The following is a 25,156-nucleotide window of genomic DNA, read 5'->3' on the forward strand; positions in this document are numbered from 1 at the left end:
TCGCCGAGCTCCTCTCGAGCTGAGCCGAGCGCGCTCTCGACGAACCCTTGCTCGGCAGAGGGGCCTCGCGTACGTTGGCGCCCATGCAGCGCCCCGTTTGCCAAGCCCACCCCGGGCAACCCGCGGTGGCCTCGTGCAGCCAGTGCTTCGTGGCCCTCTGCGCGGTCTGCCGGCAGTTCGACGGCATGCAGGCCCTTTGCCCCGCTTGCATGCGCAAGCAGCGCCGGGCGCCGCTCGTACGCGCCCTCGTGGGCCTCTTCGTGCTGGGCGGGCTCGGAGGCGCGGGCTACTGGGCCTACCGCACCTACCAGCCCCGTTATGACTACGGGGCCGCGACGAACGCGGTGCACAAGCTCGAAACCGAGCTTCAGAAGGAGCCTTGCGACCGCCCGAAGACGCTCGAGCTCCTCGAGACGATTCTCGACGCCGGCGACAGCCGCGGGGTGCTTGCGCGCTCCGCCACGTTCACCGCCGCATGCGGCGAATACGTGCAGACGAGGCGCATCACCTACCGCGCGCACCAGCGCCTTGGCGAGACGGACGCGGCGGTGGCCGATCTGACGGAGCTCGTGAGCTCCGATCCTTATCAAGTCCACTATCGTGCGTGGCGGGGCGTGGTGTACCAGGAGAAGGGCGACCTCGACCGCGCGGCGGAGGACTTCCGCCAGGCGCTCATGCTCCATCCCAAGCTCTCCGACATCCCGATCAACCTGGCGACGGTCTACGAGAAGCAGGGCAAACCCTGCGAGGCGGCCTTTCCGTTGCAGCAGCTCGTCTTTCATTACCCGCGCGCGGCGTGGACGTCGGGCATCCGGACGCGCATCGCCGATCTCCTGCAAAAAGGGGGCTGCTCGGTCGTGGGCGAAGGCCGCGCGTCGCTGCGCATGGAGCCGGGCCAGCTCCAGATTCGCGCCAAGGTTCGCCTCGACGACAAGGAGACGGCGTCCTTCGTGGTGGATACCGGGGCGAGCTACGTGACGCTGCCGCGAGCGCTCGCGGAGAAGCTGGGCATCGACCTCGCCGGGGCGCCGAAGGTCGCGCTGCAGACGGCAAACGGGCGAAAGGACGGGCTTTTCATCTTGATCGGCTCCATCGCCGTGGACAAACTCGCGGCGAAGCGCGTGCCGGCGGTGGTGGTCGACGATCTCGGCGCGGGCGTCGAGGGGCTCCTGGGGTTGAGCTTCCTGTCGCGTTTCGAGCTCCGGCAGGCGGATGGGGTGGTCGAAATCGCGGCGCCGACGCACTGAGCGCGCGCCTCGCCCCCCTTTCCCCGCCCCTCCCCCCTCGCCTCGTGATCTCGGCTTGACAGGCGGCCACGACCGCCGTTTCATCGCCTGCAAACCCTGCGTGGGCCTGGATGACCTCGTTCAAATATCCCAGAGACATGCTCGCGCCGCTGAAGGCGCGCTGGTACGAGTGGGGAAGGCAGGAAAGCGAGCCTCCGCCCTTGCCGAGCGACGACAAGCTCGCACTGCTGCTCGAGGTCGCATACCACGCGAGTTACACGGCCGACGAGCGCCGGGGCACCCAGTTCCGCGCCGTCGTTTGTAGCCCCGACCTGCGGGAATCGGAGATCGATCACCCCCTCCGGATCGACCCGCCGAGGAGCTTCACGCCGCACGAAATCATGCGCCTCGCGCCGGCCGCGGACGCCGCGAAGGTCATGCTGGCCGTCGATCCGGGCGGGGAGGAGCCGCTCATCTGGGGATTTTGCAATGGCGCGGACATGCAGCTCACCGTCTCGGTGATGGCGCCTGGCAAGCTCTCCGTCGGGCGCAACATGCGCAGCCTCGTGGCCCTGGAGGACGGGCGCATTTTCGAGGAAGGGGAGCGGCTCGGCGTCTTCCAGTCCGTGATCGAGGCGCTCTCCGAGGCGACCGACGCGTTATGGGACGGCGTCAACTGGCGCGGAGGCTCCTGGTCCCCGCAGGTCAACTACCCGGCGCACCTGCACGACGTCCTCTCGACGATCCGGAAGCTCGGGCACGGCGGCACCGTCCTCGTGATTCCCGACCGTGAATGCAAGTCCGAATCCTGGCGACAGCTCGTCAAGATCAAATATCAATGCCAGGACGACTCGGTCTGGCCGCTCTTGCGAAAATCGGTGTTCCAGTTCGATGAGGACTCCCCGGGCCGCGGCGCCCTGGAGTTCCAATATGCCGAGGACAAAGCGCGCCGCCTGCTGGAGCGGCTCCCCGGCCTCACGGCGGTCGACGGTGCGCTGCTCATCACGGACCGATATCGGGTGCTCGGCTTCGGGGTCGAGGTGCTCGCGCAAACGGAGCTCGAAACGATCTTCCTGCCGGACGGGACGTCCCGGAGCGTCGAGGCCTACGGCACGCGGCATCGATCCGCGTTCCGCTTCTGCGCGGCATACCCGCGCGGCGTGGCCTTCGTCTGCTCGCAGGATGGCTCGATCAAATGCGTGCGCAATCGCGACGGAAAGGTCACGCTCTACGAGTGACGCCCCAGACACCCGGCGTCGCGCTCACCCGCAAGGAGGTACGTCATGCGTAGAGGATTCTTGGTATCGGCTTTCGTACTGCTCGCTGGCTGCGTGGAGAGCCCGAGGGATCCCGGGCAACCGCAGGACGGCGCGTTCCGTCCCGGCCTCCAGTATGCAGGCGCGATCGCCCTCGGGAACGCGGGGGGACAGGCGAGCCTCGAGCTCTCGGCCCCGCTCTTCCCCGACGCGCGCGTCTTTCAGCAGTTCCAGGACGGGAGCGTCTATCCCTCGCTCTCCGGCGCCGACCGCGACGCGCTGCTCGACGTCGTGTACACGTTCGAGGAGCTCGTGCCGCTCTGCGCCCCCACGCACCCTGCCATCAAGCAGCAGGGCCCCGGAGATCCTCCCCTCACGCAGGCCGAGATCGCGACCAATTACGACGAGGTGGCGCGCTGCGCGTACGAAGATTACGGCGCCAAACCTTACTGGGTCCCGCAGCACGTGAGCGACGTCGACGTGTGCGCGTCGAAGCTCGGCGCCGACTGGCGTATGCCGACCGAGGCCGACGTCGCCGCGTTCGAGGAGAGCGACTTCGCGTTCTTCCAGTCGACCCTCGCGGCCCAGCCGGACCTGAATTCGTTCCCGATCCACTTCTACTATTCGCTCGACATCTACGTGCGCGCCGGCGACGGAGAGCTCGCGCTCGGGAACCTCGCACCCGAGACGGACCACGTCGTGCCGCTCCCGGTTTCGGGCGCCGCGATGAACGAGCTTTACCTCGGCAATGGCAAGCCCATCGGCCTACGCTGCCTCCGGGTGATCAGCCCCGCGCCTTGAAATCACGAATTCAGGCCCTGAGCTCGTTTCGAGGGCGAGGCGGGCTCAGCGCGGCTCTGCGGCGGGCACGGGCGGCGGGAGGCGGCCGGGGAGGAGCGCCGCGCATCCGAGGGTCACGACCAGGGATGCGCAGAAAATCACGATCGATGTCGCGTGCTCGCGCCTGGCGATCTCGGGAGCCGGGCTCTCCGTGAGGACGAGGCCGAGCACGGTCAAGCCGGCAATGCCGCCGAGGTAACGCATGGTGGAGGTGAGTCCCGCCGCCATTCCACTTTTTTCCCGCGGCACGTCGCTGATCGACGACGCTTGCGCGGGCGCCGACGTCAGGCCGAGGCCCAAGCCCAGCAAGCCGAGCGCAGGCATTGCGTCCGTCACGGCATGGAAGGGGAGGAGCACGAGCAGCGTCATTCCAACGAGGGCAAGCGCAGAGCCGACGAGCGCCACGGCGCGCGCCCCGAAGCGCTCGGACGCGCGCCCCGCCAAGGGGGACGCGACGATCATCATGGCCATCATCGTCACCAGCGTATTGCCGACGTCGCGCGGCCCCGCGCCGAAGAGCCGCCCCGCCACCTGCGGCAGCTCGAACAACGTCGAGTACATGGCGAAGTTCTGAATGGCGATGAGCAAGCTGCCCGCGACGAAGCTCTGGCGCTTGAACAACGAAAAATCGATGATGGGATCTGCGGCGCGCTGCTCCCACCACGCAAAGGGAACGAGCCCCAGAACGCCGAGCGCGGCAGCCCATCGGAAATCCTTGTTTTCGAGGCCCACCACGAGCCCGAGGAGCGAGGCCCCGAGCAGCACGGAGCCGAGCACGTCGAAGCGAGGTCGCGCCCGAGCCTCTGTCGGCGGCGAGGCCGCGGGCGCGCCGAGATGCACGAGCGCGGCGGAGAGGAGGAGGACCGGGACGTTCGCGAGGAAAATGGACGTCCACCCGAAATGCGTCACGAGCAGCGCCCCGACCTTCGGCCCGAGGCCCGCCGAGAGCCCCAGCATGGCGCCCAGCGCGCCAAACGCGCGGCCTCGCACCTCGGGCGGCAGCTCGGTGCGAAGCATGGCAAACGCGCTCGGGGCGAGAATCGCGCCGCCCGCGGCCATGAGAATACGCGCCGCCGTGAGCCCCGGGAGCAGAGGCCAAACATAGGCGAGCGTGGCGCCGAGCGCGAAGAGGATCTGGCCCAGCGCGAGCGCCCGCCGGTACCCGAGTCGATCGCCGAGCTTGCCGCCCGGGCTCTGCAAAACGATGTTCGTGAGCAGATAACTCGACACGAGCGCCTGCCGGAGCACGCTCGACTCGGCCCCCAGCGTGCGCGACATCTCGGGCAGCGCGACCGCCACCATCGTGGAATTGAGCGGCGCGAGCGAGGCCGACAGGGCAATCGCGACGAGCAGGCGCGTGGGCACGCGCGGCCCTTGCTCAGCCACGGGTGATCGCTCTCCTCTGGAGGAGATACAGGCGATCCGCGGCGAACGCCCATTCGAGGTCCTGCGTCCCGCCAAAGGCCGCTTCACACGCCGAGGCCAGCGCGTCGAGCGCCGCGAGGCGCGCGTCGTCGAGGCAAAACACGTGGACCCGATGCGCCGGGACGGGGACCTCGATCGTGCCGCCTTCCTCGCTCCACGCAATCGCGCAGTCCTTCTCGCCCGGCCTCTTTTCGAGGACGCGCCCTCCGCGGGCCACGCGATAATGGTCGGGCGTCACGATCCCCGCGACGACCGCCTCGCCGAGGCCCCACGTCGCCTCGATGACACGCTCGTCGGCGCCCGTCGTCGGGTGGCGGGTGAAGAGCACGCCCGCGCAATCGGCGAGGACGAGCCGCTGCACGACGACGCCCATCCGAGGCTCCGGCAAGAGCCCCAGCTTGCGTCGATAGGCGAGCGCCGACGCCGTCCGCGCCGAGCCGTGCACGGTCGCGAGAGCCTCTCGCAACTGGCGAGGGCTGCGCACGTTCAAGACCGTTGCATGTTGCCCGGCAAAACTCGCCGCCGCGCCGTCCTCGCCGATCCCGGAGGACCGGACCGCCACGGGCCCGGCCAGCGTCGCGAAGGCATCGAAGAGCCGGCCGAGCCGCGCTTCGTCCCCCGCGACGACGCGATCCACGAATTCGGACGCGAGCGCGAATGCCGGCGGCACGGGCAGGCCGCATCGATGCGCTTGCCCGAGCTGCGCGGCCTTTCCGCCGAACTCGGACTCCGGAAGGTGCGCGTCGAGCGCCGCGATCATATCGCCACCTCCGGCACGAGCGAGGGAATGGGCGCCGCGTCGAGGATCGTCACTTCGCCGGTTTCACCGTCCACGCGCACGCGCGCGCCGTCGGGGATCGTCACCGTCGCCTCCTTCGTGCCGACGATCCCGGGAATGCCATATTCGCGCGCCACGATCGCCGCGTGGGAGAGCTGCCCTCCCCGATCGGTCACGATCGCGCCGAGCAGCGGGAGCACGACGTTGAAATAGGCCGACGTCGACCGCGTCACGAGCACATCGCCTCTCTCGATTCGCCCGAAATCCGCAGGATCGAGGACGACGCGCGCCGTCCCCTCGTACACGCCCGCATTGATGGTGAGCCCCCGGACGCGCGCGGCAGCGTTCTTGATTTCGGATTCGGGCGGCTTGCCCGCGTTCGGTTGCTCCGCGGTCATGTCTTCCATGAGCATGTTCATGGCCCTCATCGCGCGGCGTGCCGCGGCCGGGAAGACGTCGAGGGGCGGTGGCTCGCCGGGCGGCGCATTCAACCACGGAGGCGCGTGGTCGAGGGTCATCGTCGCTCGATAGAGCGCGCGCTTCGAGAGCTCCGCCGCAGAGGGGCCCGATCGGCCTTCGAGCAGCGCGACCATTTCCTCGAACGTGAGGTCGATGGCGCGCTCGGGATCCTCGACCTTCCCGGCGGAGACAAGCCGGCGCCCCACCTCGAGCACGGCCCTGCGCGCGAGCCCGGTCCCCCAGCTATCGGCGTAAATACCTCGCTCGTCGCGCAGCCGGTTCACGAGCCGCGCCTCGCCGAGCAGCTCGTCGAAATGCGCCCGGTGCGCGGCTGGCACGCGCGCGCGGATCTCCCGCTCCTTTGCGTCGCGCGCGGCGAGCGCGTCGTCCTCACGATTCCCCTCGATCGTAGCTCGAAGGGCCCGGACGAGCATGTCCGGCAGCTCGCCGGCGGTCTTGTCCGCGATGTCGTATCCGATCGACCGGCACTGCACGAGACCCAGGTACGCACGCGCCGCCGTCCCGACCTCTCCCGGCAGCGCCACGAGCGCATCGAGCGCGGCCTGCGCATCCCCCTGCCGCGTGAGCACCCGCCGCCCCTCCTCGCTTGCGCGGAGCGCCTTCGCCAGCGCTTCGAGCTCGTCGATCGCGATTCCGCGGGCGAGCGGCGACGTCCCTCGCAAGAGCGCGAGCGCCTCCCCCGAGCTCACGCCCGTCCATTCGCGGACGTGCGCGAGGTAATCGCCCGTCGGCAGCATGACCGTGAAGTTGTATTGGTGGTGGAGCGCGATCATCTCCGCCATGTGGGACCGCGTGCGCTTCACGTGTTCACGGAGGGCGCCGAGGTCGAGTGTGGCCGGATCGATCGCCTGGATGGCCAGGTGCTTCTCGATGGCGCGTGGTTTGTCGACCCTGTCCCAGTGCCCGAGATCCGTGCGCCAGAGCTTCGATTCGAATGCACGCTCGCACCGCTTGAACCGCGCTCGAATCTCGGGATGCAGGCGAAAGAGGAGCCACATCACGGGCTTCGGCGGCGGCCCGCTGCCCAGCCTCGCGGCGGCCGCCGGGACGCCGAGAGGCACCATCTGGCCGTAGGCGAAGCCATTCACCATGACGAGGCTCATCCCTTTCATGGGGAGCCCGTATCGCTCCATTCCCTTGGCGAACCCGATCGGCATGCCCTCCTTCAGGGCGTCCGCACCAAACCGCGTCGCGGGGCGCGAGAAATGCGACTTTTCGAGCTCCCAGGGGCCGGGGCCAGGTGGTTCGAACCTGACGTCGGCGAACATCGGATGGACCTTCATTGCCTTCACCTCGTCCTGATGGAAGCGATGCCTGAGGAGCGGGACCCGCTCGCTCTCGTTCGAGAGAGCGCCCTCGCTCGTCGGTGACGTTCTCGTTACGGAAGCGTGACGATCGCGAGGCTAGGGGATCCGAACCGCCCTGTCCAGTACTGGATGACCAGTTTGGAAATCTGGTCATCCAGTACCCGTCGGTGTTGGTCCTGGGTCCCAGGTCGCTGTAGAGTGCGGCGCGATGTCGGCGCAGGACGACGAGCAACACCGAGGGCGCGGCGAGCGGATCCTCGCGGTGGCCCAGGAGCTCCTCCTCGGTTGGGGCTACAAGCGGGTCACGATCGACGACATCGCGCGTCGTGCTCGTGTAGGGAAAGGCACCATCTACCTCCACTGGAAATCAAAGGAGGCGCTTTTCATGGAGCTCTTGCGCCGCGAGGTAGCCGCCATGCTCGACGCGCAGATCCACGAGATTCGAGTGGAGCCGAGGATGGTGCTGCCGCACCGGATGTTTCGCTCGATGTTTTTGCTCCACACGGGGCGACCACTTGCGAGAGCCATTTTCGGAGAGGAAGCCGATATCCTGGGCGCGCTGGCGCCGGACCGATCGGCGCCCTCGTTGGCCCGCGTCCTCGGGCTCGTGGACCACCTCACCCGGATGTTGCAGGTCTTTCGGGATCACGGGCTGATACGCGTGGATCGCCCGCTCGCCGATCAGGCCCATGCCATCGAGGCCATCCTGTCGGGTTCCTTTCTGCTGTCGAAGCTGCCGTCGCACGCGGGGCCCACGCTGGAACAGCAGGCGGACATCCTGGCCGTCACGGTGCGAGACGCATTCGAGAGGCCCGACCCGCCGGCTCGCGTAGCCATCGAAGCCGCGGCGTTGCGACTCGAGACGATGCTCGACGAGATGCGCACGCAGCTCCTCGGCAAACCATCCTAGGGCGCAAATCCCTCGTTCGGCTGGGCGAGCCGGGACGAATGATGGATCATGTCCGCGACGGTTTGTCGTTCCCATTCGCGAAAGCACGCGGGCGAGCGGCCTCGTGAAGGCCGTTCGCAACGGGGCATCGCGTGCGCCGGGGGGTGCTATGCTCGCGCGGGAGGGATCGACGAAATGGCCGCGCCGGACATCCTGCTCATCGGGCACGTCGCACGGGATCTGCGCACGACCGATCCGAACGACGGCTACCGCCTCGGGGGCACGGTGAGCTTTGCCGCCGTCACGTCCGTGAAGCTCGGACGTCGGCCCACGATCGTCACCGCTGCGGCGCCGGGGCTCGACGTCTCCGAGCTCCCGCGCGAGGTCGAGCTCCACGTCCTCCCCTCGGAGGCCACGACCACCTTCGCGAATGTGTATACCGACGCGGGCCGCATCCAGCATTGCAGCGCGCGGGCGCGGCCGATCACCGCCGCCGACATCGAACCCTCGCTACGCCGGCCGCGGGCGGCGCTGCTCGGGCCGATCGCCGACGAGATCACGCCCGACGTGGCCGACGTCCTCGCCGAGGAGACGCTCGTCGTGGTCACGCCACAGGGATGGATGCGGCGCTTCGACGAGACCGGGCGCGTCCATGCCAAACCCTGGGAGACCGCGGCCGAGATTCTCCCGCGCGTCGACGCGGTCGTGCTCTCGCTCGAAGACATCGACGCCGATCTCCGCCGCCTCGACCCGATCATCGAGCAAGTCCCCCTCGTGGTCCTCACCGAATATCGGGACGGGAGCACGCTTTACCGGCGCCGCGACGACGGGACGACGTTCGCGACGCGGATTCCCCCTCGCCCGGCCCGGGAGATCGATCCCACGGGCGCCGGCGACGTCTTCGCGACGGCCTTCATGATTCGCTTCCAGGAGACCCACGATCCAGTGGAAGCTGCGCGCTTCGCCAATGTCACGGCCTCGTTCGGCGTCGAGGCCGTCGGGGTGGCCGGAATTCCGACGCGCGACCGGGTGCTCGCGTATATGCAGGCGAACCCCATTCCGTTGGGCGCGGACGGGTGACGTGTGCCATGATGGTGCTCCCTCATGCCTCGCTCCCGCCCTCCCGCGAAGCGCCCGCTCCTCCTCGGCGCCCTGGTCCTCGCGGCCGTCGCCCTCCTCGTGCTCTTCCTGCCGCCTTCGAGCCTCGCAAAGCCCGCCTCGTGCGAGAAGCCCTCGATCCTCATCCGCAAGAAGGACGCCGCGCTCGATCTCCTCTGCGGCGGAAAGACTGTGCGCACGTTCTCGGCGACGTTCGGGGCGCAGCCCGTCGGGCAGAAGGAGCGCGAGGGGGACGAGCGCACGCCCGAGGGCGTCTATCGCATCACGAGCAAATCGCAGAGCGAGCGGTTCCATCGATTCCTCGGGATCTCCTATCCGGAGCCCGAGGACCTCGCGCGGGCCAAGAAGAACGGGATCGACAAACCCGGCGGCGGCATTGGCATTCACGGGACGAAGCCGAAGCTCGCGGCGCTCGCGCGGGCGTGGATCCGCCTCTCCAGCGCGACCGGGCTCGGGCAGCTCTGGGGCCCGACGGACGGCTGCATCGGGCTCGCCAATGAAGACGTCGACGTGCTCTACGCCCTCGTCCCCGTCGGCACGAAGGTGACGATCCAGCCCTGATCGTGTGGGAATGAAGGCGAAGAGGAGCCGGAAGGATCCGGCTCCCCTTCGGTTGTTTTCGGTGCGCTGAACCCGCGCCGGATCAGTGCGCGGAGATCCAGCTCCGGATGGGCTCCCAGAAGAGCGCTTCCGCGTCGTAGCCCTGGAAGATGTCGGTATGCCCGATGTCGAGGAGGCGGTACTCCTCGGGGTAATGCTGCACGACATGGTTCGACACGTCCTGGCTGCCGAGCAAGGAGGTCGTGTAAATGCCGGCCGCGCCAAACCCGCCGCCGGCGCCGACGTAGAACGTCGGGACCGTGATGTCGCCGAGGTGATCGTCGAAAGGCACGTCATCCAGCGGGTCGTCACAGGTGGCCGCGTCCGCGTCCGCGATCATGGCCCAGGGCTGCCAGGGTTTGGCGCGGCCGAGCACGTCGAACCAGACGGCCGGATCGGCATAGGCGAGATCCTGCACGCCGGCCGCGTCCCACAGTCCGCCCGTGAGGTGGTACGAGGGGACCGGGGGCTGGGGCATCAAAAGGAACGTGGCCGCGCCGAGCGTCATGGCGGCGTGCTCGTTGTCGAGGCCGGGGAACGCGGGCGACGGGCCCGTGGGGTCGACCTGGGCGAGGAGGCCGAGCGGCCCGAGCGACCCGCCGAGGTTGTTTGCATATTGCCCCGACGCGACGAGCGCGCGCTCGTCGGCCCGGCGCTGACAGGCGCCCGCGCGGAAATCCGGGTCGTCCGTTTCGAGATAGATGTCGACGGGGATCAGGCCGCCGACGTGGCGCAGACCGGGGGGCCGCTGGGTCTCCGCGCCCGCATACGCATAGGCGAGCTGACCGCCGCGGCTCCAGCCGAGCAAATGCAGGCGGCTGTGCCCCTGGCCCGAGAGCGCGCGGACGACGCGGGCGACACCGAGCGCCGTGCCGATGTCGCGCACGTCGCGCTGAAAGCCCCAGTTCTGCATGAACGCGAGATTGGCCTCGCTCGCCGGGACGCGGGTCCAGCCGAGATCGACGCCCCAGACGTCGATGCCGTGCGAGGCGAGGTGAACCGGCAAGCTCGCGCCGTCCAGCGAGGGGCCTGCGGCGAGGAAGGCGGCCTCGAAATTCCATGCGTCGCCGTGGACCATCATGACGGCCTTGCTGGTCGGCGCAGGCACGTTCGGCGCGGATTCGCGCACGACGCGGTGGAGGCCGATGACGTCGTAGGTGCCGGGGCCGACGCGGATGTCGATGCTGTATTCGACGACGTCGTCCACGAGGACGCGCCGCGAGATCGCGGCGGAAAGGCTCTTCTGCGGCGCATCACAATCGGCTTCGTTCGACTCGCAAGCAATGGCAAGCGCGCGGGACAGGCTCGGTCCGGCGTCGGCGGTCGAGGAAAGCGCAAGGATGGGCGCGATGGCGAGAATCGAAAGAATCGTGTGTCGGATCAAGATGTTACCTCTCCGGTAAGATGGCGCGGCGCACTTGGCAAGAACCGCGCCGACCGGAGAGCAAGCGGCGCTCCAGGATTCCAGGCTCTCGGCGTTGTGCAGGTTCTGCGCAAACTGTGCCAGATTACGACAACGCCGCCACCGCGCTTGACGGAGACCCCACGTGTGCTGCGAGGATCTTTCCTGTCGGTGGTTCAATACATCGTCAGCCTTTCAGCGCAACGAATCGAGCGCCCCTGCTGCCCCCGGTAAGCGTCGCCCGAATCCGAGGCGCCGGGAACGGGTACGACGCGCGAGCAAGCAGCAGGCCCCCGCCTCCGTGCAGACGTGGTAGCCTCCGGCGCACGCCATGTTGTCCTCGTCGTTGCACCGCATCTGCCATGAGTCCTGGGAGCTGATACAGGTTTTTCGCGGGCCCACGATCCCGCGCGAAGGCGAGCACTTGCTCCTCGAACAGGGCGGGCAGGAGACCAAGTATCGCGTCATCCGGGTGATGTACAAGGCCGCCCCGGGAGGCGAGCTCCTGGCGACCGTGTTCGTGACCCCGGCCTGAACGACGCCGGCGCCCGGCGCGCCTGATCAGAACGAGAACCGCGCGGCCGCCGCGGCGACGGCGCCGATCGCCGCGCCCGCGAGCAGCCAGGCCAGGCGCGAGGGGCGCGGCGATTCGCTCGCGCCGAGCGGGAACTCCACCGCGTGGACCCGCTCCGCCTCGGCGTCGACCAATAAGACTCCGTCCACGTCGAACGCAATGCGGTATTCGAGGAGCTGCCGGCGCGTGCCCGGCGTGTCGATCCGCGGCGCCGCGCGGCCCGTCTTCACCTCGGCCACGAAACGCTTGTCGCCCCAGCCCACGAGGTAATCGGCGCGCAGATCGATCGCCACCGGCTCGCCGTCGACGTGCACGCCGTACGACACGGCCACCTGCCGGCCCAGAATGGTGTAGCCGAGGTCGCGCAGCAGCCCCTCGGCGCGAAGCTCGCCCGCGGCGCCCCGCTCGCGGCGAATCGTGATCGTGCGCCGCCGCCAGAAGCCCCGCCAAGCAATACGCGCGGTCTGCACCAAAGCGAGCAGCGCCGCCGCGGCGAGGAGGACGATCAGGACATCGGGCGGGAGCGCGCGCAGATCCACTCGCGACGTGAATGACAATGGAAAGGCGCAGTGGGCCAACTTTTCGACGGTCGCCCACAAAGACGAGGCATGCGCGGGCGCGCGCGTGCCCTAAGGACTCTCCTGTCAGTGTGCGAGCAAAACCTCATCACGGCAATCTCGTTCGAGCGTTGGGAATTTGCGCGTCGGAAATCGCCTGACGTCCTCGCGAGAAGGCAGAATTCCGACAGTCGGCAAAGGATCCGGCGGCTATCGATTCATGTATTGTCGTTCGATGCAGGGCCGCGCTCGCGGCTCTGCGGGGAGGGTGCGCACGTGGTGACGGTTGGGGAGGTCATCGCCGGCAAGTACCGCGTCGAGCGGGAAATCGGCCGGGGAGGAATGGGGCTCGTGCTCCTGGCGATGCACGTCGACCTGGAGCAACCAGTCGCCGTCAAGGTCCTGCACGAGCACTCCGCGTACGACGACGGCGCGATCGCGCGCTTCATCCGCGAGGCGCGCGCCGCAGGGAAAATCCAGAGCGAACACGTCGCCCGCGTGATGGACGCCGGCCTCTTGCCCGAGGGCGGGGCGTACATCGTCATGGAGCTGCTCGACGGGAAAGACCTCGCCGACGTGCTGCACGACGAGGGGGCCCTCGACGTCGCCGTCGCCGTGAAACACTTGCTCGAAGCCTGCGACGCGGTCGCCGCGGCGCACGCGGTGGGAATCGTGCATCGCGATCTGAAGCCGGCGAACCTGTTCCTCGCGCGGAAGCCCGACGAGACGCAAATCGTCAAGGTCCTCGATTTCGGCGTCTCCAAGATGGTCCTGCCGAACGCGCCGACGGCAGTGTCGGGATTGACGCAGTCGGGCCAGATCTTCGGCTCGCCGAGCTACATGGCGCCCGAGCAGCTCCGCAGCGCGACCGACGTCGATGCACGTGCCGACATCTGGTCGCTCGGCGTCGTGCTGTACGAGCTCGTCACGGGCCGGCTGCCCTTCCCTGCCCGCACGATGGCGGACATGATGGCGGCCGTCGTCCGCGATCCCCCGCAGCCGCTCGCCGAGGTCCGCGCGGACGCGCCGCCCGAGCTCGAGGCGATCTTGATGCGTTGCCTCGAAAAGGAGCCGAGCGACAGGTATTCGAGCGTCGGGGAGCTCGCCCGCGCGCTCGCGCCCCTCTCGCCGGGAAACGAGGCGCTCGTCGCGCGGATCGAGCGGGTCTCGGCGCGGAGCGCGGCGGGCGGGGCGCCCTCGCTCCCGGTGCCGAGCTCGGCGCGGGTGGACGTCGTCGCATCGGGGCAAGCAGACGCCGTAACGCGCGGAGGCAGCGCCGAGGGGCCGCAGGACATCACGAGCCCGTCGCCCCTCTCCAGGTCGCTGCGCAGCGTGCGCCCGTCGTCCTTGCCCGGTCGGTCGCGGTGGATCGTTTGGGCCGCAACGGCTCTCGTGGCCGCGGTCACGCTGGCGGTGATCCTCTCGCACCGCGCGCCTCGCCCGACGACGACGCCCGCGTCCACGTCCGCGCCGTCCGTCGAGCCTCCGGCGCCCGTGACGCCCGCGGAGAGCGCAGAGGTGCTCCCGGCGGTGGCCTCGGCCTCCGGGGCGCCTTCGGCCGCCGCGCGCGTCGAGGTCACGATCACCGTCTCGTCCGCGCCGAAGGGGACGCGCGTCTACCGCGGCGCCGACCTCCTCGGGACGGTGCCTGGCCCGCTCGTGATGGATCGAGGGGACAAACCCATCGAGCTGCGGTTTGTCGCGGAGGGTTTCACGCCTGCCGAGATCACGGTGGTGCCGAACGTCGACCGTGCGCTCGCCGTCGAGCTCCGCCAAGCGACGTCCGCGCCACGCCCCCCGAAGACCGAAACCAAGGGCAAGCTCCCCGGCGACCTGGAGCCCTTCTGATGCGCCACGCGGCCCCTCGGCGCACGGGAATCGTCCTCGCGGCGCTCGCGCTCGCCGCCTCCGCGTGCGCTCCGCTGCCCCCGTGGTCGGAGGGCATGTGCGGCAATTTCGTCGTCGAGGAGGGCGAGGATTGCGACGGCCACGCGACCGCGCCGGGCACGTGCGCGGCCATGAACACGCCGAACGAGTGCCGGTTCGTCTGTGACCCCGCCGTCTCCGAGCCGAGGTGCCCGGCCGGCTTCGGCTGCGGATCCGATCGGGTTTGTCGTCGCACGTCGGGCGCGATCGAGCCGACCGGCGAGCGCGTGGGTTTCACCTGGCCGACGTCGCTCCGCGTGGGGGATTTCGATCTCGATGGGGGGCCCGATCTCCTGCTGCTCGGCGCGTCGGACGCCGCCGGGCTCCGGCCTGCGCGCGCGCTCTACTCGCATGGTTTTTCCCTCTCCGAGGCGCTCACGGAGCTCCCCTTCGAGATCGCGGCCCCGGCCGTTGGCGCCGGGACGGGAACGAAGCGCCGGGACGTCGCCTTTGCGGACCGCGAGGGCGTGGCGCTCCTGCGCGGACACGCGGAAGCCACGGCCCATTTCGCGATGGTGCCTTCCATCGTATTGCCGCAGGGGACGTCCACGCGGCTTTTGTTCGTCGACGCGCTCCCGGATGCGCCGGGGGACGAGATCGTGGCGCTCGCCGATACGGCCGAGGAAGGCGCGTCGTTGATGGGGTTCTCCGCGAACGGGACGTCGGCGGACCTCACGCCGATGCCGGGGGGCGAGGCCGATGTCATCGGCGCCGTGCCGATGCTCGCCGCCCAGCTCGACGAAGCGGTGCCTTGCAAGCAGATCCTCGTCGCTTATGCCGGGGCCACCACGGTGCCCGTCTTCACGCCGTGCAGGCTCGGCCCTCTCGGGGTGGAGTGGAACACGAATGGCGAGCGCTCCGCCGTGACGCTCGTGCCTGCGGCGCCGATCGATCGTGGCGTCTTCGTGGCGGACGTGGACATGGACGCGCACCTCGACCTCGTCGTGGGCGCGGGCGGCAAGACGTACGTCGCGTTCGGGCTCGGCAATGGCACGTTCGTCTCGAAAAACCCCGGCGGCGGCCCGAACGAGGCGGCGCCCTATGCGCTGCCGGCAGCCGCGGGGGACGCTGGATTTCCCCTCGCGATGGGGGACCTGAACGCCGACGGCTTGGTCGATTTCATCGTCCCGCGCGGAGTCGTCGTCTCTCGCTCCACGGGGTACGAGCTCGCGTATGGAAACCTCGGGTTTTCCTGGTCCGAGGCAGTGATCGGTCATTTCAACGGCAATGACGCGCCCGACGTCGTGGCCGCCACGGCGGGCGTCGTCGACCTCGATTTCTTGAACAACACGGGCGGCGGCGTGTTCGCCCCGGCGGTGATCTCGACGCACGGCCCCACGAGGCTGCTCACGGTCGGCGATTTCGACGGCGATCTGCTCGACGATCTCGCGTTCAGCGAGCAGAACGGGGAAGACGGGGAGCTCGCCGATCACATCGCCTTGAGCTTCGGCGTGGCTTTCGGCCCCCCGACGGCGGCGGTCGCCGCGGTGGAGGCCGGGGCGGTCGAGCAAATCACGGCCGGGCATTACGTCGGAGAAACCGGGATCGATGGGATGGCGGAGGTCGCCGTCGTCTTCGAGGCCGAGGCGCACGAGTCGGACGCGCTCGCGGTGCTCCAGGGGCGCACCTCGCGCAACATCTTCCCGGCATTGCCCTTGCGGAGCGCGGGCAAGTCGTTCCTGCCGATCTCGCTCACGTTCGGGCGATTCGGCGACGATACCGCCGACGTCGCGGCGCTCGGCCTGGACCAGCCGACGGGCGAGCTGCGCCTGTTCCGCGTCGAGGCCTTCGAGGACGGCCCCCCGGGGTTGCCCGGCGCGAGTGATCCGCTCGATTCGCATTTCGCGTCGGTGGAGCCGGCGGGCGCGATCCTGTTCCGTCATGGCGCGCTCGTCGCGGCGGCGGACTTGAACGACGACGAGGTCGACGAGGTCGTCGTCGTCGGAGCTTACGGCGAGGAGAGGCGCGCGGCCCTTTCGATCGCCGATTACGACGAGACTTCGGCGACCTTCCGGAGCCGCGCCGCGCGGCCGTTCGCCGCGTCGCTCTCCATCGACGCGGAGCTCGTCGTCGCCGACGTGGACGGCGACGGGCACGCGGACGCGCTCGTCCGGACCGGTTCGCCGGTCGCGCCCGGGGCTCTCACGATTCTTTGGGGGAACGAGGCGGGGGACCTCGGAAACGACGGGCACGTCTCGGCGCCGCTCGACCCGGACGGGTCGGGCGTGCGCGCGATCGCGTGCGTGACCTCGCCGCGGGGAAAGGGGTTCGACGTGCTGGTCGCGAGCGAAAGTGGGCTCTATCGTTACGAATTCGACGCGGGCAGGGACGCGACCGCGGCGCCCATTTTGGTGCGATCGCTCCCGCACGTGCGCGCGCTCGCGGTCGCCGATTTCGATCACGACGGCGTCGATGACGTCGCCGTCCAGGCGGAGGACGGGCTCGAGCTTTATCGCTCGCTCCCGGAGCTTCAATGAAGCGCGCCGCGAGTGTTCTCCTTTCGGTGCTGCTCGTCGCCGCCTCCGCGCGCCCTCTCCATGCCGCGGACGCGGTCGAGGAGGCGAGGATCCTGTTCACTGCGGGCGCGCAGGCCTATGCGGCGGGTCGTTATGCCGACGCCGTCGACGCCTTCCGGGCGACGCACGCCCTGACGCCGGAGCGGCCGACCGTGCTTTTCTCGCTCGCGCAGGCCGAGCGCCGCCATTACACGGTCGCGCGGGATCCCGCGGTGCTGCAGGCTGCGATCGCGCATTTTCGCAGCTACCTCGAGCTCGTGCCCGAGGGCGGGCGCCGCGCCGACGTCGTGGCCGCGCTCGGGGAGCTCGAGGCGATCGCGGCGAGCCTCGAACAGAAGACCGCCGAGACGACCGTATCGAAGGCGCGGCTCTTGATCACGACGCAGACCCCGGGCGCCGTCATTTCGATCGACGGCGTCACGCGGACCACGGTGCCGGTGATCGAGGCCATCGCCCCCGGCAAGCATGCGCTCGTGGTCACGGCGCATGGATTCATCGAGGAGACACGCGAAATCGTGGCCGTGGAGGGCGCGATCTTGCCGGTGGAGATCAACCTGCGCGAGCGCCCGAGTTTCCTCGCGGTGACGGCGCCCGAGGGCGCTTCGGTTCTGGTCGACGGCCGTTCGCAAGGCGAAGCGCCGCTCGGCTCGCCGATCGAGCTGCCCTCGGGCGCGCACATGGTGACCGTCGCGCAGCGCGGCCACGACCCGCGCGCCTTGCGCGTGATGATCGAACGAGGAGGGACGAACCACCTCGACGTCTCCCTCTCGACGACGCGCCAGCGCCGTATCTCGTACGGGCTCGTGGCCGGCGCAGGGGTGGCCCTGGTCTCCGGCTTCGCGCTCGCCGTGGGCGCGGCCGTGGAGGAGGACGCGGCGCAGCGGGTGCTCACGCGCACCGAAGAGGGAAATATCGACGTCGGCGAGCTCGGCGCATACGAATCGGCGCGCTCGTCACGGGACGTGCTGCGCACCGGCGCGATCGGATCGTTCGCGATGGCGAGCGTGCTCGGCGTGGCGGCCGTCGCAACGTACTGGTTCGACAACCCCACGCCACCCGCGGAGTCCGGGGGCACGGCGCGCGGGGGCAGGTATGCGAGGGTGGTCCCGATGCCGGGAGGGGCGTGGGTCGGCGTGGGCGGAAGTTTTTGAGGGCCGTCGACCGGCTCAATACGCAAGGCTTGCCTTCAGCAGGGTGAGACCAAACGCCCACTGGCCGTCCGCCGTGCCGATCTTCAGCGCGCCGGTCGCCATTCGCTGATAAAACTCGCCGAGCGAGGGCGTCGATTCGAGCGTGTCGGCGCCCGTGGCCCCGGCGTGCTTCATCTGCCGGGCGAGGTGGAGCTGCATCGTGCCGGCGAGCGCCGCCGCGAGCCTCCGCGTGTACGTGAATCGGTCGGGGAGCGCCGCGAGCGGCTGGTCGTGGTAGGCCGAGAGCAGGCGCAGGCAGGTGCCCTCGTCCATGCGCAGGAAGACGGAGAGCACCGCGAGATCGTAAAACCCGTCGTTCGGCCCCGCGGCGGCCCAGTCGAGCACCACGATCGACGCGCCGTCGTAGACGAGGTTCGACGGATTGAGATCGTTGTGACCGAGGACCGGGGCGCCTTCGGGGGCCGGCGGCGCCTCGGCGAGCAACCGCTCGACGGCGTCGCGGGCGAAGCCCGGAAGGGCGAAGCCGGCCATGGATTCGCCCCATATTTGAAGGAGAAACGCGCGGGCATCACGCGCGAGCGCGCCTTCGGGGATGGGGAGCGCGTGAATGCGGCGCACGGTGCGGCCGAGCTCGGCGACCGCGGCTTCGTGGGTGCGCGGGTCCCGATAAAAAGCCCCGAACGAGCGGTCGGCGACGAAGGCGGTCAGGACCGCGCGCCTCGGCTCGTCGACATGGACGATACGAGGCGCGAGCCCCGCGTCGGCGGCGAGCCGCTGGATGTGGAGCGTCTTGCGCCAATCGCCTTCGCCTTCGCTCTCCGCGGCGACCTTGAGTACGAACGACTCGCCGGCGGCATCGACGCGGTAAACGCCGGCCCCCGAGAGGCCGGCGGCGATACGGGTGATGGTGGTCGTGGGTCCCCTGAGGTTCGGGGGGAGGAGGTCTTCGAGGGTCATGGCATCCCGGGTGGTCGTGGAATTCGTATTGGATCGATCCTGGAAAAATGCAAGGTCGAGCCGGCGCAGGCGCTCCGGGTCGGCGATCATGATCGGCATGACGAACCTCTTCCACCGCTCAACGCCGCCATGAGGCAGGTCGCCGGCGCGGGGTGAGCATCGAGGGGCGCCGGGCGGTACTGCCCCCTGGGAGCACGCGATCCCGGGCATGGGCCGCCGGAAACGTGCTGCCCGTGTGCCCCGACAACCACAAAACGTTTGTCCGAGGGACTCGATGATGGTAGGGGGTGTCTCCCGATCGACACGCCCGAGGAGACCCCCATGCCGCGAAGGACGACCCCCGACCCCATTTCCGCCAAGATCGGCGCCCGGATCCGCCTGCTCCGCGCGGAACGCCTCATGTCCCTGGTCGAGCTCGCCAATGTGAGCGGCCTCAACAAGGGCCACCTGTCGAGCATCGAGCAGGGGCTCGTGCGGGTCAACTTCGGAACCCTGGTTCAGATTGCGACGGGGCTCGGCGTGCAGCCGATGATCCTGGTCACGTTCCCGGACGAACACCCGATGGCGCAGCTTCTGGAGCGCTGGAGGAAGTTGCCGCCGGAGGAGCTCACGCGCGAGCTCGAAGAGGTGCGCGGGATGCTGAAAGGGACGCGCGTCGACCGCACCGAGGACGCGGCGAATCTACACGATCGAGCAGCGCCCGAAAGCGGGAAGCGAGGGGATGTCAGCTCTTGAGGAACGCGAGGAGATCCGCATGGATCTGCGTGCCGTCCTTGACGGTCATCGTTGCCATGCGACAAACTCCTTTCAGAACACGAAGCACTCGCAACCGCCGCCGTCGAACAGGTTGCCCAGCTCCGACAGCCATCGCGGAAGGCCGAAGGCCGGCTGCCCGCCCGGCTGCGCGTGCATCTGCACGCAACGACGCTCGGCCGGGAGCGCCGCCTGCGCGCTCTGCCGGAAGGCCCCAGGATGGCGGTGCACCGGCGACCAGTCTGGCATCACCGGCAGGTCGCCCGGATCGAGCGGCTTGAATTCGTCAGCAGCGTAGACCGGTGTGCCCCCGAGGATCGTGAGCACCGATTCGAGCGCCTTGATTTCCTCGTCAGGAATCTTGAAATAGTCGGCCGTCAGCACCGCCATGTCGGCGAGCTGCCCGGGCGCGATCGCGCCGCGTGTCCCTTCTTCCCGCGACATCCAGGTGCTGCCCTGGGTGTAGAGCCGAAGCGCCTCCTCCCTCGTCAATCGCGCCTTCTCCGGATACAGCGAAAGCCCGCCGAGCGTCTTTCCCGTGGTCATCCAGTACAGGGAGACGAACGGATTGTAGCTCGCGACGCGCGTCGCGTCCGTGCCTGCGCCGACCGGGACGCCGAGCTCCAGCATTCGCCGGAGGGGCGGCGTGCGCTCGGCCGCCTTCGCGCCGTAGCGGTCGACGAAGTATTCGCCCTGGAAGGCCATCCGATGCTGGATCGCGATCCCGCCTCCGAGCGCCTTGACGCGCTCGATGTTCCGATCGGAGATGGTCTCGCAATGGTCGAAGAACCAGTGCAGCTCGTCGAGCGGGACGTCGCTGTGGACCTTCTCGAAGATGGACAAGAACCGCGAGATCGATTCGTCGTACGTCGCATGAAGCCGGAACGGCCAGCGGTTCTCGGCCAGGAAACGAACGACGCGCTCGAGCTCGGATTCGAGCTTCTCGGGGAGATCGGGGCGCGGCTCGAGGAAGTCCTCGAAGTCCGCCGCGGAGAAGACGAGCATCTCGCCCGCGCCGTTGCACCGGAGCATGTCGTCGCCGTCGCCCGGCTTCACGATCTTCGACCAGCGCACGAAATCTTCGAGCTCGCCGCCAGCCTTTTGCGTGAAGAGGTTGTAGGCGATGCGCAACGTCATCTCGCCGCGCTCGTGAAGCTTCTGGATGATCTCGTAGTCTTCCGGGTAATTCTGGAAGCCACCTCCCGCGTCGCACACGCTCGTCACGCCGAGCCGGTTGAGCTCCCGCATGAAGTGGCGCGTCGAGTTGTACTGATATTCGGGGGGGAGCTTCGGCCCTTTCGCGAGCGTCGCGTACAGGATGGTCGCGTTTGGCTTCGCGATGAGCATCCCGGTGGGGTTGCCCGCCTTGTCACGGACGATCGTGCCGCCGGGCGGGTCGGGGGTGTCCTTCGTGTATCCGCACGCGCGGAGCGCCGCGCGGTTGAGCAAGGCCCGGCAATACAGGTGCAGGACGAAGACCGGCGTGTCGGGAGCCGCCGCGTTGATCTCGTCGAGCGTCGGCATCCGCCGCTCGGCGAACTGGAATTCGCTCCATCCGCCGACCACGCGCACCCATTGCGGCGCGGGTGTGCGGGCCGCCTGGTCGCGGAGCATTTCGAGGGCCAGGGCAAGGGAGGGCACGCCCTCCCAGCGCAGCTCCATGTTGTAGTTCAGTCCGCCGCGGATGACGTGGAGGTGCGAATCGTAGAGCCCCGGAATGACCCTGCGCCCGCCGAGGTCGACGACCTTCGTCGCGGGCCCGCGCTCGAACTGCGAAGCGTTGTCGACCCCGGCGATCCGGCCGCCGACGACGACCACCTCCTTCGCTTCGGGGTGGCTCGGATCGAGCGTGGTGATGCGACCGTTGTGGAGGATGAGATCGGCTGTGGTCTTCATGAGGTCCTGTTCCCGGGGTGAAGCCAGGGATGCGCGAGCTTCACGAGCAATGGCATGGCGCCCCACGTGAGAACCGCAACGATGCCTCCGGCGATGACGCCGGAGGCGAGGAGTTGCGGGAATTTCGGGCCGAGCAACGGAAGGAGGAGCGCCGGGACGATCATACTGACCGGCCACACGGCGATCCAGGTGAGCAAGGCCATCTTCCATCGCGGCGGCATGGGCTCGGCGGTGTCGCGAAACCAGGCTTCGAGGCCTTCCAATCGCCGGTACGTCGGTTCACCCTCCACCATCGGCGCGATGCGAGCGAGCCATTCCTTGTAGAGCGGCGTCTCGTAAAACGCGTCGCGGTCGGCGGCGCTGGCGAAGCTGCGCAGGATGCCGTACTCGGTCGAATCGGAGCCGGGCGGCGGGTAGAGGCAATGCACTCCCCTCGCTCCAGGCTCGGCCAAGGACCGGCTGGCGAATTCGGTGAGGGCGCGCTCGAAGGCCTCGATGTGCGTCTTCTTCACGCGCCGGACGATGGCGATGTGGATGGTCTCGGCCATGGCTCTGCTGTCAGTGACCGGCCTTCTTCGGCACGATCTGCGGCTTCACCGCCGATTGCGGCGCGTGGTGGACCATCGTGTAGGCATACTCGACGCCCGCGCCGTAGGCGCCGCCGTGCTGCTTGATGAGGCCCATGAGCTGGTTGTAGTGCTCGCGCTTCGCCCAGTCGCGCTGCCATTCGAGGAGCGCAGCGATGGTCGTCAGCCGGATCGCGCCCGCCTGGACCATCCTGGACAGCGCCGCGTCATGGGCGGCCGTCGACGTCGCGCCGCAGCAGTCCTCGACGACGTAGATGTTGTAACCGGCGCCGAGCATTTCGATGGCGGGCCAGGTCACGCAGACCTCGGTCCAGAGGCCGGTGAGGAGAATGTTCTTCTTGCCCGTCGCCTCGATGGCCGCGCGGAAGCCCGCATCGTCCCACGCGTTCATGCTCGTCCGCTCGACGACCGGTTGCCCGGGAAACACATCGAGGAGGTGCGGCCAGATGTACCCGCTGAACGACTCCGTCTCCACCGCGGTGAGGACGGCGGGGACGTTGAACTCCTTCGCGGCCTTCGCGAGCAGCGTCACGTTGTTGATGAGCGCCGCGCGATCGATGTTGGCGACACCGAACGTCATCTGCGGCTGGTGATCGATGAAAACGACCGCGCTGTCTTCCGGCGTATAGAGCTTGTGATATTTGTTCATCGTCGTTGTACCTGGAATGTGGGTTTGGGTTGGAGCCGCCAAGCCGAGGCCTGTCGAGCGAGCGTGTGGCGTAAGATGACCCCTCTCCGGCGAGAGGGATATCGACCGTGCGGCCTACGTCCCCGACCTGCCGACGGAGGAATGACCTCTCCTCCTTTCGAAGGAGGGACCGTCGGTCGGAATCCGGAGGTGGCCGACACGCAATCGGCAAGGTTCAATACGTGTACGTGGTCCATGTTCCGAAGAAGTCCACGTCGGTTCCACCGGAATCCGTGATCGCGGGGCCGGGGAAGACGTGTGTGTACTCGGCATTGAAGGAGAGGTGGCGGTCGGCCTTGTAGCCGATCGACAGCGAGGTTTGCGCGGCGGTGTAGCGCGCCCGCGTCGCCTCGCCCGATACCAGGACCGTGCCGGGCGGCGCGTACACCGCGTCCTCGATCGCCTGCCGAAAGAACAGAGTACATCCAGCCTCGAACGAAACCTTCGCCCCTTCGATGCGAAGCAGCGGGTGAGCGTCGTAGAGGTTCGTCGGATAGATCGCCGGCAGCGCGCTGAAAAAGCTTTGATTCGGGAAGAGCGGCTGGAACGTCGTCGTCCGCCCGTCGCGCAGGCGTGCATCTCCGCTCAGCGCGTCGCCGCGGATGCCGAAGCGTACGGGCTCGAGGACGCCGGGCAGGCGCTGCCACAACGCGGCCGCGAAGCCCCACGCGAGCACGCTGTCGTCCTCGATCGCGCCGCGCTGCACGAGGGCGTGCCCGACGTACTCGAGGCCAAAATCCGTCTCGCCGAAGATACGCATGCCGAACGTGTGGCGGACCTCGCGCCCTCGCACGTCCGCGTACGCCGCGTCGGGTCGCCGGCGGCCGAGGTAGAAGACGTCCAGGCCTAGCAGCTTTCGCGGGAGAACGGGCAGCGTCGCATACATTCCCCAGAAGCGATCTTGCCAATCGGGGGCGTCGTCGAAGGCGCCGCGCCGAAGCGCGGGGACGGCACCGACGAACGTCTCCACGCTCCATCCGCCTTGCTTCGCGAGCGTGACGCGGACGAGGTCGAACGCCTGCCGGACGTTCGTGCCGTCGCGCGTGCCCACCCATCGCGTGGATCCGAGCGCCATTTCCTGACGGCCGACCCGGCCGGTGATGCGAATGCCACCGAGCACGGCGCTGCTTTCGACGAAGAGCTGCGTGACGTCGAGGTCGTCGGCGTCCGGAGGCCGGGCTTCGGAAGATGGTACGCCGAGCGCGTAAAAACCCCCGAGCTGCGCGAAGATACGGATCCCCCGCGAGAGGTGGAGATCGGCGTGGAGGAGGTTGCGCGAGAGGAGCGCGCTACTCGTCGCGCGATCGCCTCCGATTCCGATGTCGATGGGATCGACGAGCTCGTAGCGGAGTCGGTGCTGTCCGCCGAAGGAGAGGTATCCGCCGCGCCAGAGCGGCACGTATTTGATAGGATCCCACGGGTCGTCGCGCGGCCCGTCCGCGAGGTGAGCGTACTCCTCGAGGTACCGGATCGGCCGGTAGGGCGAATACGTTCCCGTCTCGTCGCCGTGCGCGGGGAGGTCGGGCGAGGGCCCGGTTTTCGTGGCGGATTGTCCCGCGGCAGGAGGGGTGAGGAGCCAAAGCCCAAAGAAAAGGCCCAGTCGCCTCACCGATCGTCTCCAAGGCGTCCCCACGCCCCGGGAGCGAGGCGAGCGCCCAGGCGATCCCAGCGGTCTCGGAGTCGATGATCGAGCGACCAACGCCCCGGTCCCGTGAGCACGAGGACGACATGAGGTACGGCGTAGAGGAGGGCCGACTGGACGTCCGCGCCCTCGAACCCGCGCGCGCCGAGGACGAGCACCATCATCATGGTGAAGACAATGGGGAGCGACGAAAGACGCGTGGCCAGGCCGATCGCGACGAGGAGGCTGCATAGCCCCTCGGCGCCGAACACCATCACGAAGCTCGTTGCGTGGCCGACGCCGAGCGGGTCGGGAAACGTACGGAGCTCGTGGTCGAAGTCGCCGAGCTTTCTGGCCATGTGGAACGTCCAAATGAGCGCGGCCGAGCTTACACGCAGGAAGAGGAGGCCGAGATCGAGCGAGCGCGCGCGGAGCGCGGCCATGGAGCTCATGGCGCGAATCCTCGCGCATCGACCAGGGGATACGCAATCGATCGTGTCGCGGAGTTTCGTCTCCTCCGAATGAAGGATCTCGCGCTCCTCCATTCGAAGGAGGCGCCTCGTCCCACGGAAACCGCGCGCGCGTCCGCATTCCACCTTCCCTCCCGC

22 protein-coding genes are annotated in these 25,156 nt (G+C 68.7%); 11 read left to right on the forward strand and 11 right to left on the reverse strand.

What is annotated here, in order from left to right:
* Positions 1–83: 83 nt before the first annotated feature.
* The 3 genes from QHF85_RS09670 to QHF85_RS09680 all read left to right on the forward strand — a co-directional run bounded on the left by QHF85_RS09670 (position 84) and on the right by QHF85_RS09680 (position 3,283).
* On the forward strand, positions 84–1,247 hold the full coding sequence (locus QHF85_RS09670) for a TIGR02281 family clan AA aspartic protease (protein ID WP_281326815.1): 1,164 nt from the start codon (positions 84–86) through the stop codon (positions 1,245–1,247).
* Positions 1,248–1,357: 110 nt separating this feature from the next.
* Positions 1,358–2,464 carry a putative sensor domain DACNV-containing protein gene (locus QHF85_RS09675; RefSeq protein ID WP_281326816.1) on the forward strand — a complete coding sequence of 369 codons (1,107 nt, stop codon included), beginning with the start codon at positions 1,358–1,360 and terminating at the stop codon, positions 2,462–2,464.
* 45 nt (positions 2,465–2,509) lie between these two features.
* Entirely contained in the window at positions 2,510–3,283 is a 774-nt protein-coding gene (locus tag QHF85_RS09680; protein WP_281326817.1) for a hypothetical protein, read from the forward strand.
* Positions 3,284–3,328: 45 nt separating this feature from the next.
* Here the strand turns inward: QHF85_RS09680 and QHF85_RS09685 are convergent, their stop codons facing one another.
* The 3 genes from QHF85_RS09685 to QHF85_RS09695 are packed head-to-tail and all read right to left on the reverse strand — an operon-like array spanning position 3,329 to position 7,288.
* The gene (locus QHF85_RS09685) at positions 3,329–4,708 is read right to left on the reverse strand and encodes an MFS transporter (RefSeq protein WP_281326818.1); all 1,380 of its coding nucleotides are present in this window, start codon (positions 4,706–4,708) and stop codon (positions 3,329–3,331) included.
* A complete protein-coding gene (locus tag QHF85_RS09690; protein WP_281326819.1) occupies positions 4,701–5,507 on the reverse strand; it encodes a PEP/pyruvate-binding domain-containing protein in 807 nt (268 codons plus the stop codon). Before QHF85_RS09690 ends, QHF85_RS09685 begins: the two co-directional genes overlap by 8 nt.
* A complete protein-coding gene (locus QHF85_RS09695; RefSeq protein WP_281326820.1) occupies positions 5,504–7,288 on the reverse strand; it encodes a PEP-utilizing enzyme in 1,785 nt (594 codons plus the stop codon). The genes QHF85_RS09690 and QHF85_RS09695 overlap by 4 nt, the downstream gene beginning before the upstream one ends.
* A 232-nt stretch (positions 7,289–7,520) precedes the next feature.
* On the opposite strand from QHF85_RS09695, the gene QHF85_RS09700 reads away from it, so the two are divergent.
* The 3 genes from QHF85_RS09700 to QHF85_RS09710 all read left to right on the forward strand — a co-directional run bounded on the left by QHF85_RS09700 (position 7,521) and on the right by QHF85_RS09710 (position 9,881).
* Positions 7,521–8,222 carry a TetR/AcrR family transcriptional regulator gene (locus tag QHF85_RS09700; protein WP_281326821.1) on the forward strand — a complete coding sequence of 234 codons (702 nt, stop codon included), beginning with the start codon at positions 7,521–7,523 and terminating at the stop codon, positions 8,220–8,222.
* A gap of 174 nt (positions 8,223–8,396) precedes the next feature.
* A complete protein-coding gene (locus QHF85_RS09705; RefSeq protein ID WP_281326822.1) occupies positions 8,397–9,281 on the forward strand; it encodes a PfkB family carbohydrate kinase in 885 nt (294 codons plus the stop codon).
* A gap of 24 nt (positions 9,282–9,305) precedes the next feature.
* On the forward strand, positions 9,306–9,881 hold the full coding sequence (locus tag QHF85_RS09710; RefSeq protein WP_281326823.1) for a L,D-transpeptidase: 576 nt from the start codon (positions 9,306–9,308) through the stop codon (positions 9,879–9,881).
* An 82-nt stretch (positions 9,882–9,963) separates the two neighbouring features.
* On the opposite strand, the gene QHF85_RS09715 is transcribed toward QHF85_RS09710, so the two are convergent.
* Positions 9,964–11,304, reverse strand: a complete 1,341-nt coding sequence (locus QHF85_RS09715) for a hypothetical protein (protein WP_281326824.1) — start codon at positions 11,302–11,304, stop codon at positions 9,964–9,966.
* A 349-nt stretch (positions 11,305–11,653) separates the two neighbouring features.
* Between QHF85_RS09715 and QHF85_RS09720 the strand changes: the two genes are divergently transcribed.
* Positions 11,654–11,857 carry a hypothetical protein gene (locus QHF85_RS09720; protein ID WP_281326825.1) on the forward strand — a complete coding sequence of 68 codons (204 nt, stop codon included), beginning with the start codon at positions 11,654–11,656 and terminating at the stop codon, positions 11,855–11,857.
* Between the two features lie 26 nt (positions 11,858–11,883).
* Here QHF85_RS09720 and QHF85_RS09725 read toward each other — a convergent pair whose 3' ends face one another.
* Complete coding sequence (locus tag QHF85_RS09725; RefSeq protein ID WP_281326826.1) at positions 11,884–12,435, reverse strand: hypothetical protein; 552 nt, start codon at positions 12,433–12,435, stop codon at positions 11,884–11,886.
* A gap of 294 nt (positions 12,436–12,729) precedes the next feature.
* Between QHF85_RS09725 and QHF85_RS09730 the strand changes: the two genes are divergently transcribed.
* The 3 genes from QHF85_RS09730 to QHF85_RS09740 are packed head-to-tail and all read left to right on the forward strand — an operon-like array spanning position 12,730 to position 18,046.
* The gene (locus tag QHF85_RS09730; protein WP_281326827.1) at positions 12,730–14,301 is read left to right on the forward strand and encodes a serine/threonine-protein kinase; all 1,572 of its coding nucleotides are present in this window, start codon (positions 12,730–12,732) and stop codon (positions 14,299–14,301) included.
* A complete protein-coding gene (locus tag QHF85_RS09735) occupies positions 14,301–16,856 on the forward strand; it encodes a VCBS repeat-containing protein (RefSeq protein ID WP_281326828.1) in 2,556 nt (851 codons plus the stop codon). The genes QHF85_RS09730 and QHF85_RS09735 overlap by 1 nt, the downstream gene beginning before the upstream one ends.
* Positions 16,853–18,046, forward strand: a complete 1,194-nt coding sequence (locus QHF85_RS09740) for a PEGA domain-containing protein (protein ID WP_281326829.1) — start codon at positions 16,853–16,855, stop codon at positions 18,044–18,046. The genes QHF85_RS09735 and QHF85_RS09740 overlap by 4 nt, the downstream gene beginning before the upstream one ends.
* A 15-nt stretch (positions 18,047–18,061) precedes the next feature.
* On the opposite strand, the gene QHF85_RS09745 is transcribed toward QHF85_RS09740, so the two are convergent.
* Positions 18,062–19,102, reverse strand: coding sequence for a phosphotransferase (locus tag QHF85_RS09745; RefSeq protein WP_281326830.1), 1,041 nt, complete (start codon positions 19,100–19,102; stop codon positions 18,062–18,064).
* A 222-nt stretch (positions 19,103–19,324) separates the two neighbouring features.
* Here QHF85_RS09745 and QHF85_RS09750 point away from each other — a divergent pair, with 222 nt between their 5' ends.
* Complete coding sequence (locus tag QHF85_RS09750) at positions 19,325–19,738, forward strand: helix-turn-helix domain-containing protein (protein ID WP_281326831.1); 414 nt, start codon at positions 19,325–19,327, stop codon at positions 19,736–19,738.
* Between the two features lie 72 nt (positions 19,739–19,810).
* On the opposite strand, the gene QHF85_RS09755 is transcribed toward QHF85_RS09750, so the two are convergent.
* The 5 genes from QHF85_RS09755 to QHF85_RS09775 all read right to left on the reverse strand — a co-directional run bounded on the left by QHF85_RS09755 (position 19,811) and on the right by QHF85_RS09775 (position 25,000).
* On the reverse strand, positions 19,811–21,652 hold the full coding sequence (locus QHF85_RS09755) for an amidohydrolase (RefSeq protein ID WP_281326832.1): 1,842 nt from the start codon (positions 21,650–21,652) through the stop codon (positions 19,811–19,813).
* On the reverse strand, positions 21,649–22,200 hold the full coding sequence (locus QHF85_RS09760) for an antibiotic biosynthesis monooxygenase (RefSeq protein WP_281326833.1): 552 nt from the start codon (positions 22,198–22,200) through the stop codon (positions 21,649–21,651). Before QHF85_RS09760 ends, QHF85_RS09755 begins: the two co-directional genes overlap by 4 nt.
* Positions 22,201–22,210: 10 nt before the next feature.
* The gene (locus tag QHF85_RS09765) at positions 22,211–22,888 is read right to left on the reverse strand and encodes a hydrolase (RefSeq protein WP_281326834.1); all 678 of its coding nucleotides are present in this window, start codon (positions 22,886–22,888) and stop codon (positions 22,211–22,213) included.
* Positions 22,889–23,102: 214 nt separating this feature from the next.
* The gene (locus QHF85_RS09770) at positions 23,103–24,536 is read right to left on the reverse strand and encodes an alginate export family protein (protein ID WP_281326835.1); all 1,434 of its coding nucleotides are present in this window, start codon (positions 24,534–24,536) and stop codon (positions 23,103–23,105) included.
* Positions 24,533–25,000 (reverse strand): DoxX family protein, encoded by a 468-nt coding sequence (locus QHF85_RS09775; protein ID WP_281326836.1) that lies wholly within the window; start codon positions 24,998–25,000, stop codon positions 24,533–24,535. The genes QHF85_RS09770 and QHF85_RS09775 overlap by 4 nt, the downstream gene beginning before the upstream one ends.
* Positions 25,001–25,156: the final 156 nt, after the last annotated feature.

The sequence above is a fragment of the Polyangium sp. 6x1 genome, from assembly GCF_029946515.1.
GTDB lineage: Bacteria > Myxococcota_A > Polyangia > Polyangiales > Polyangiaceae > Polyangium.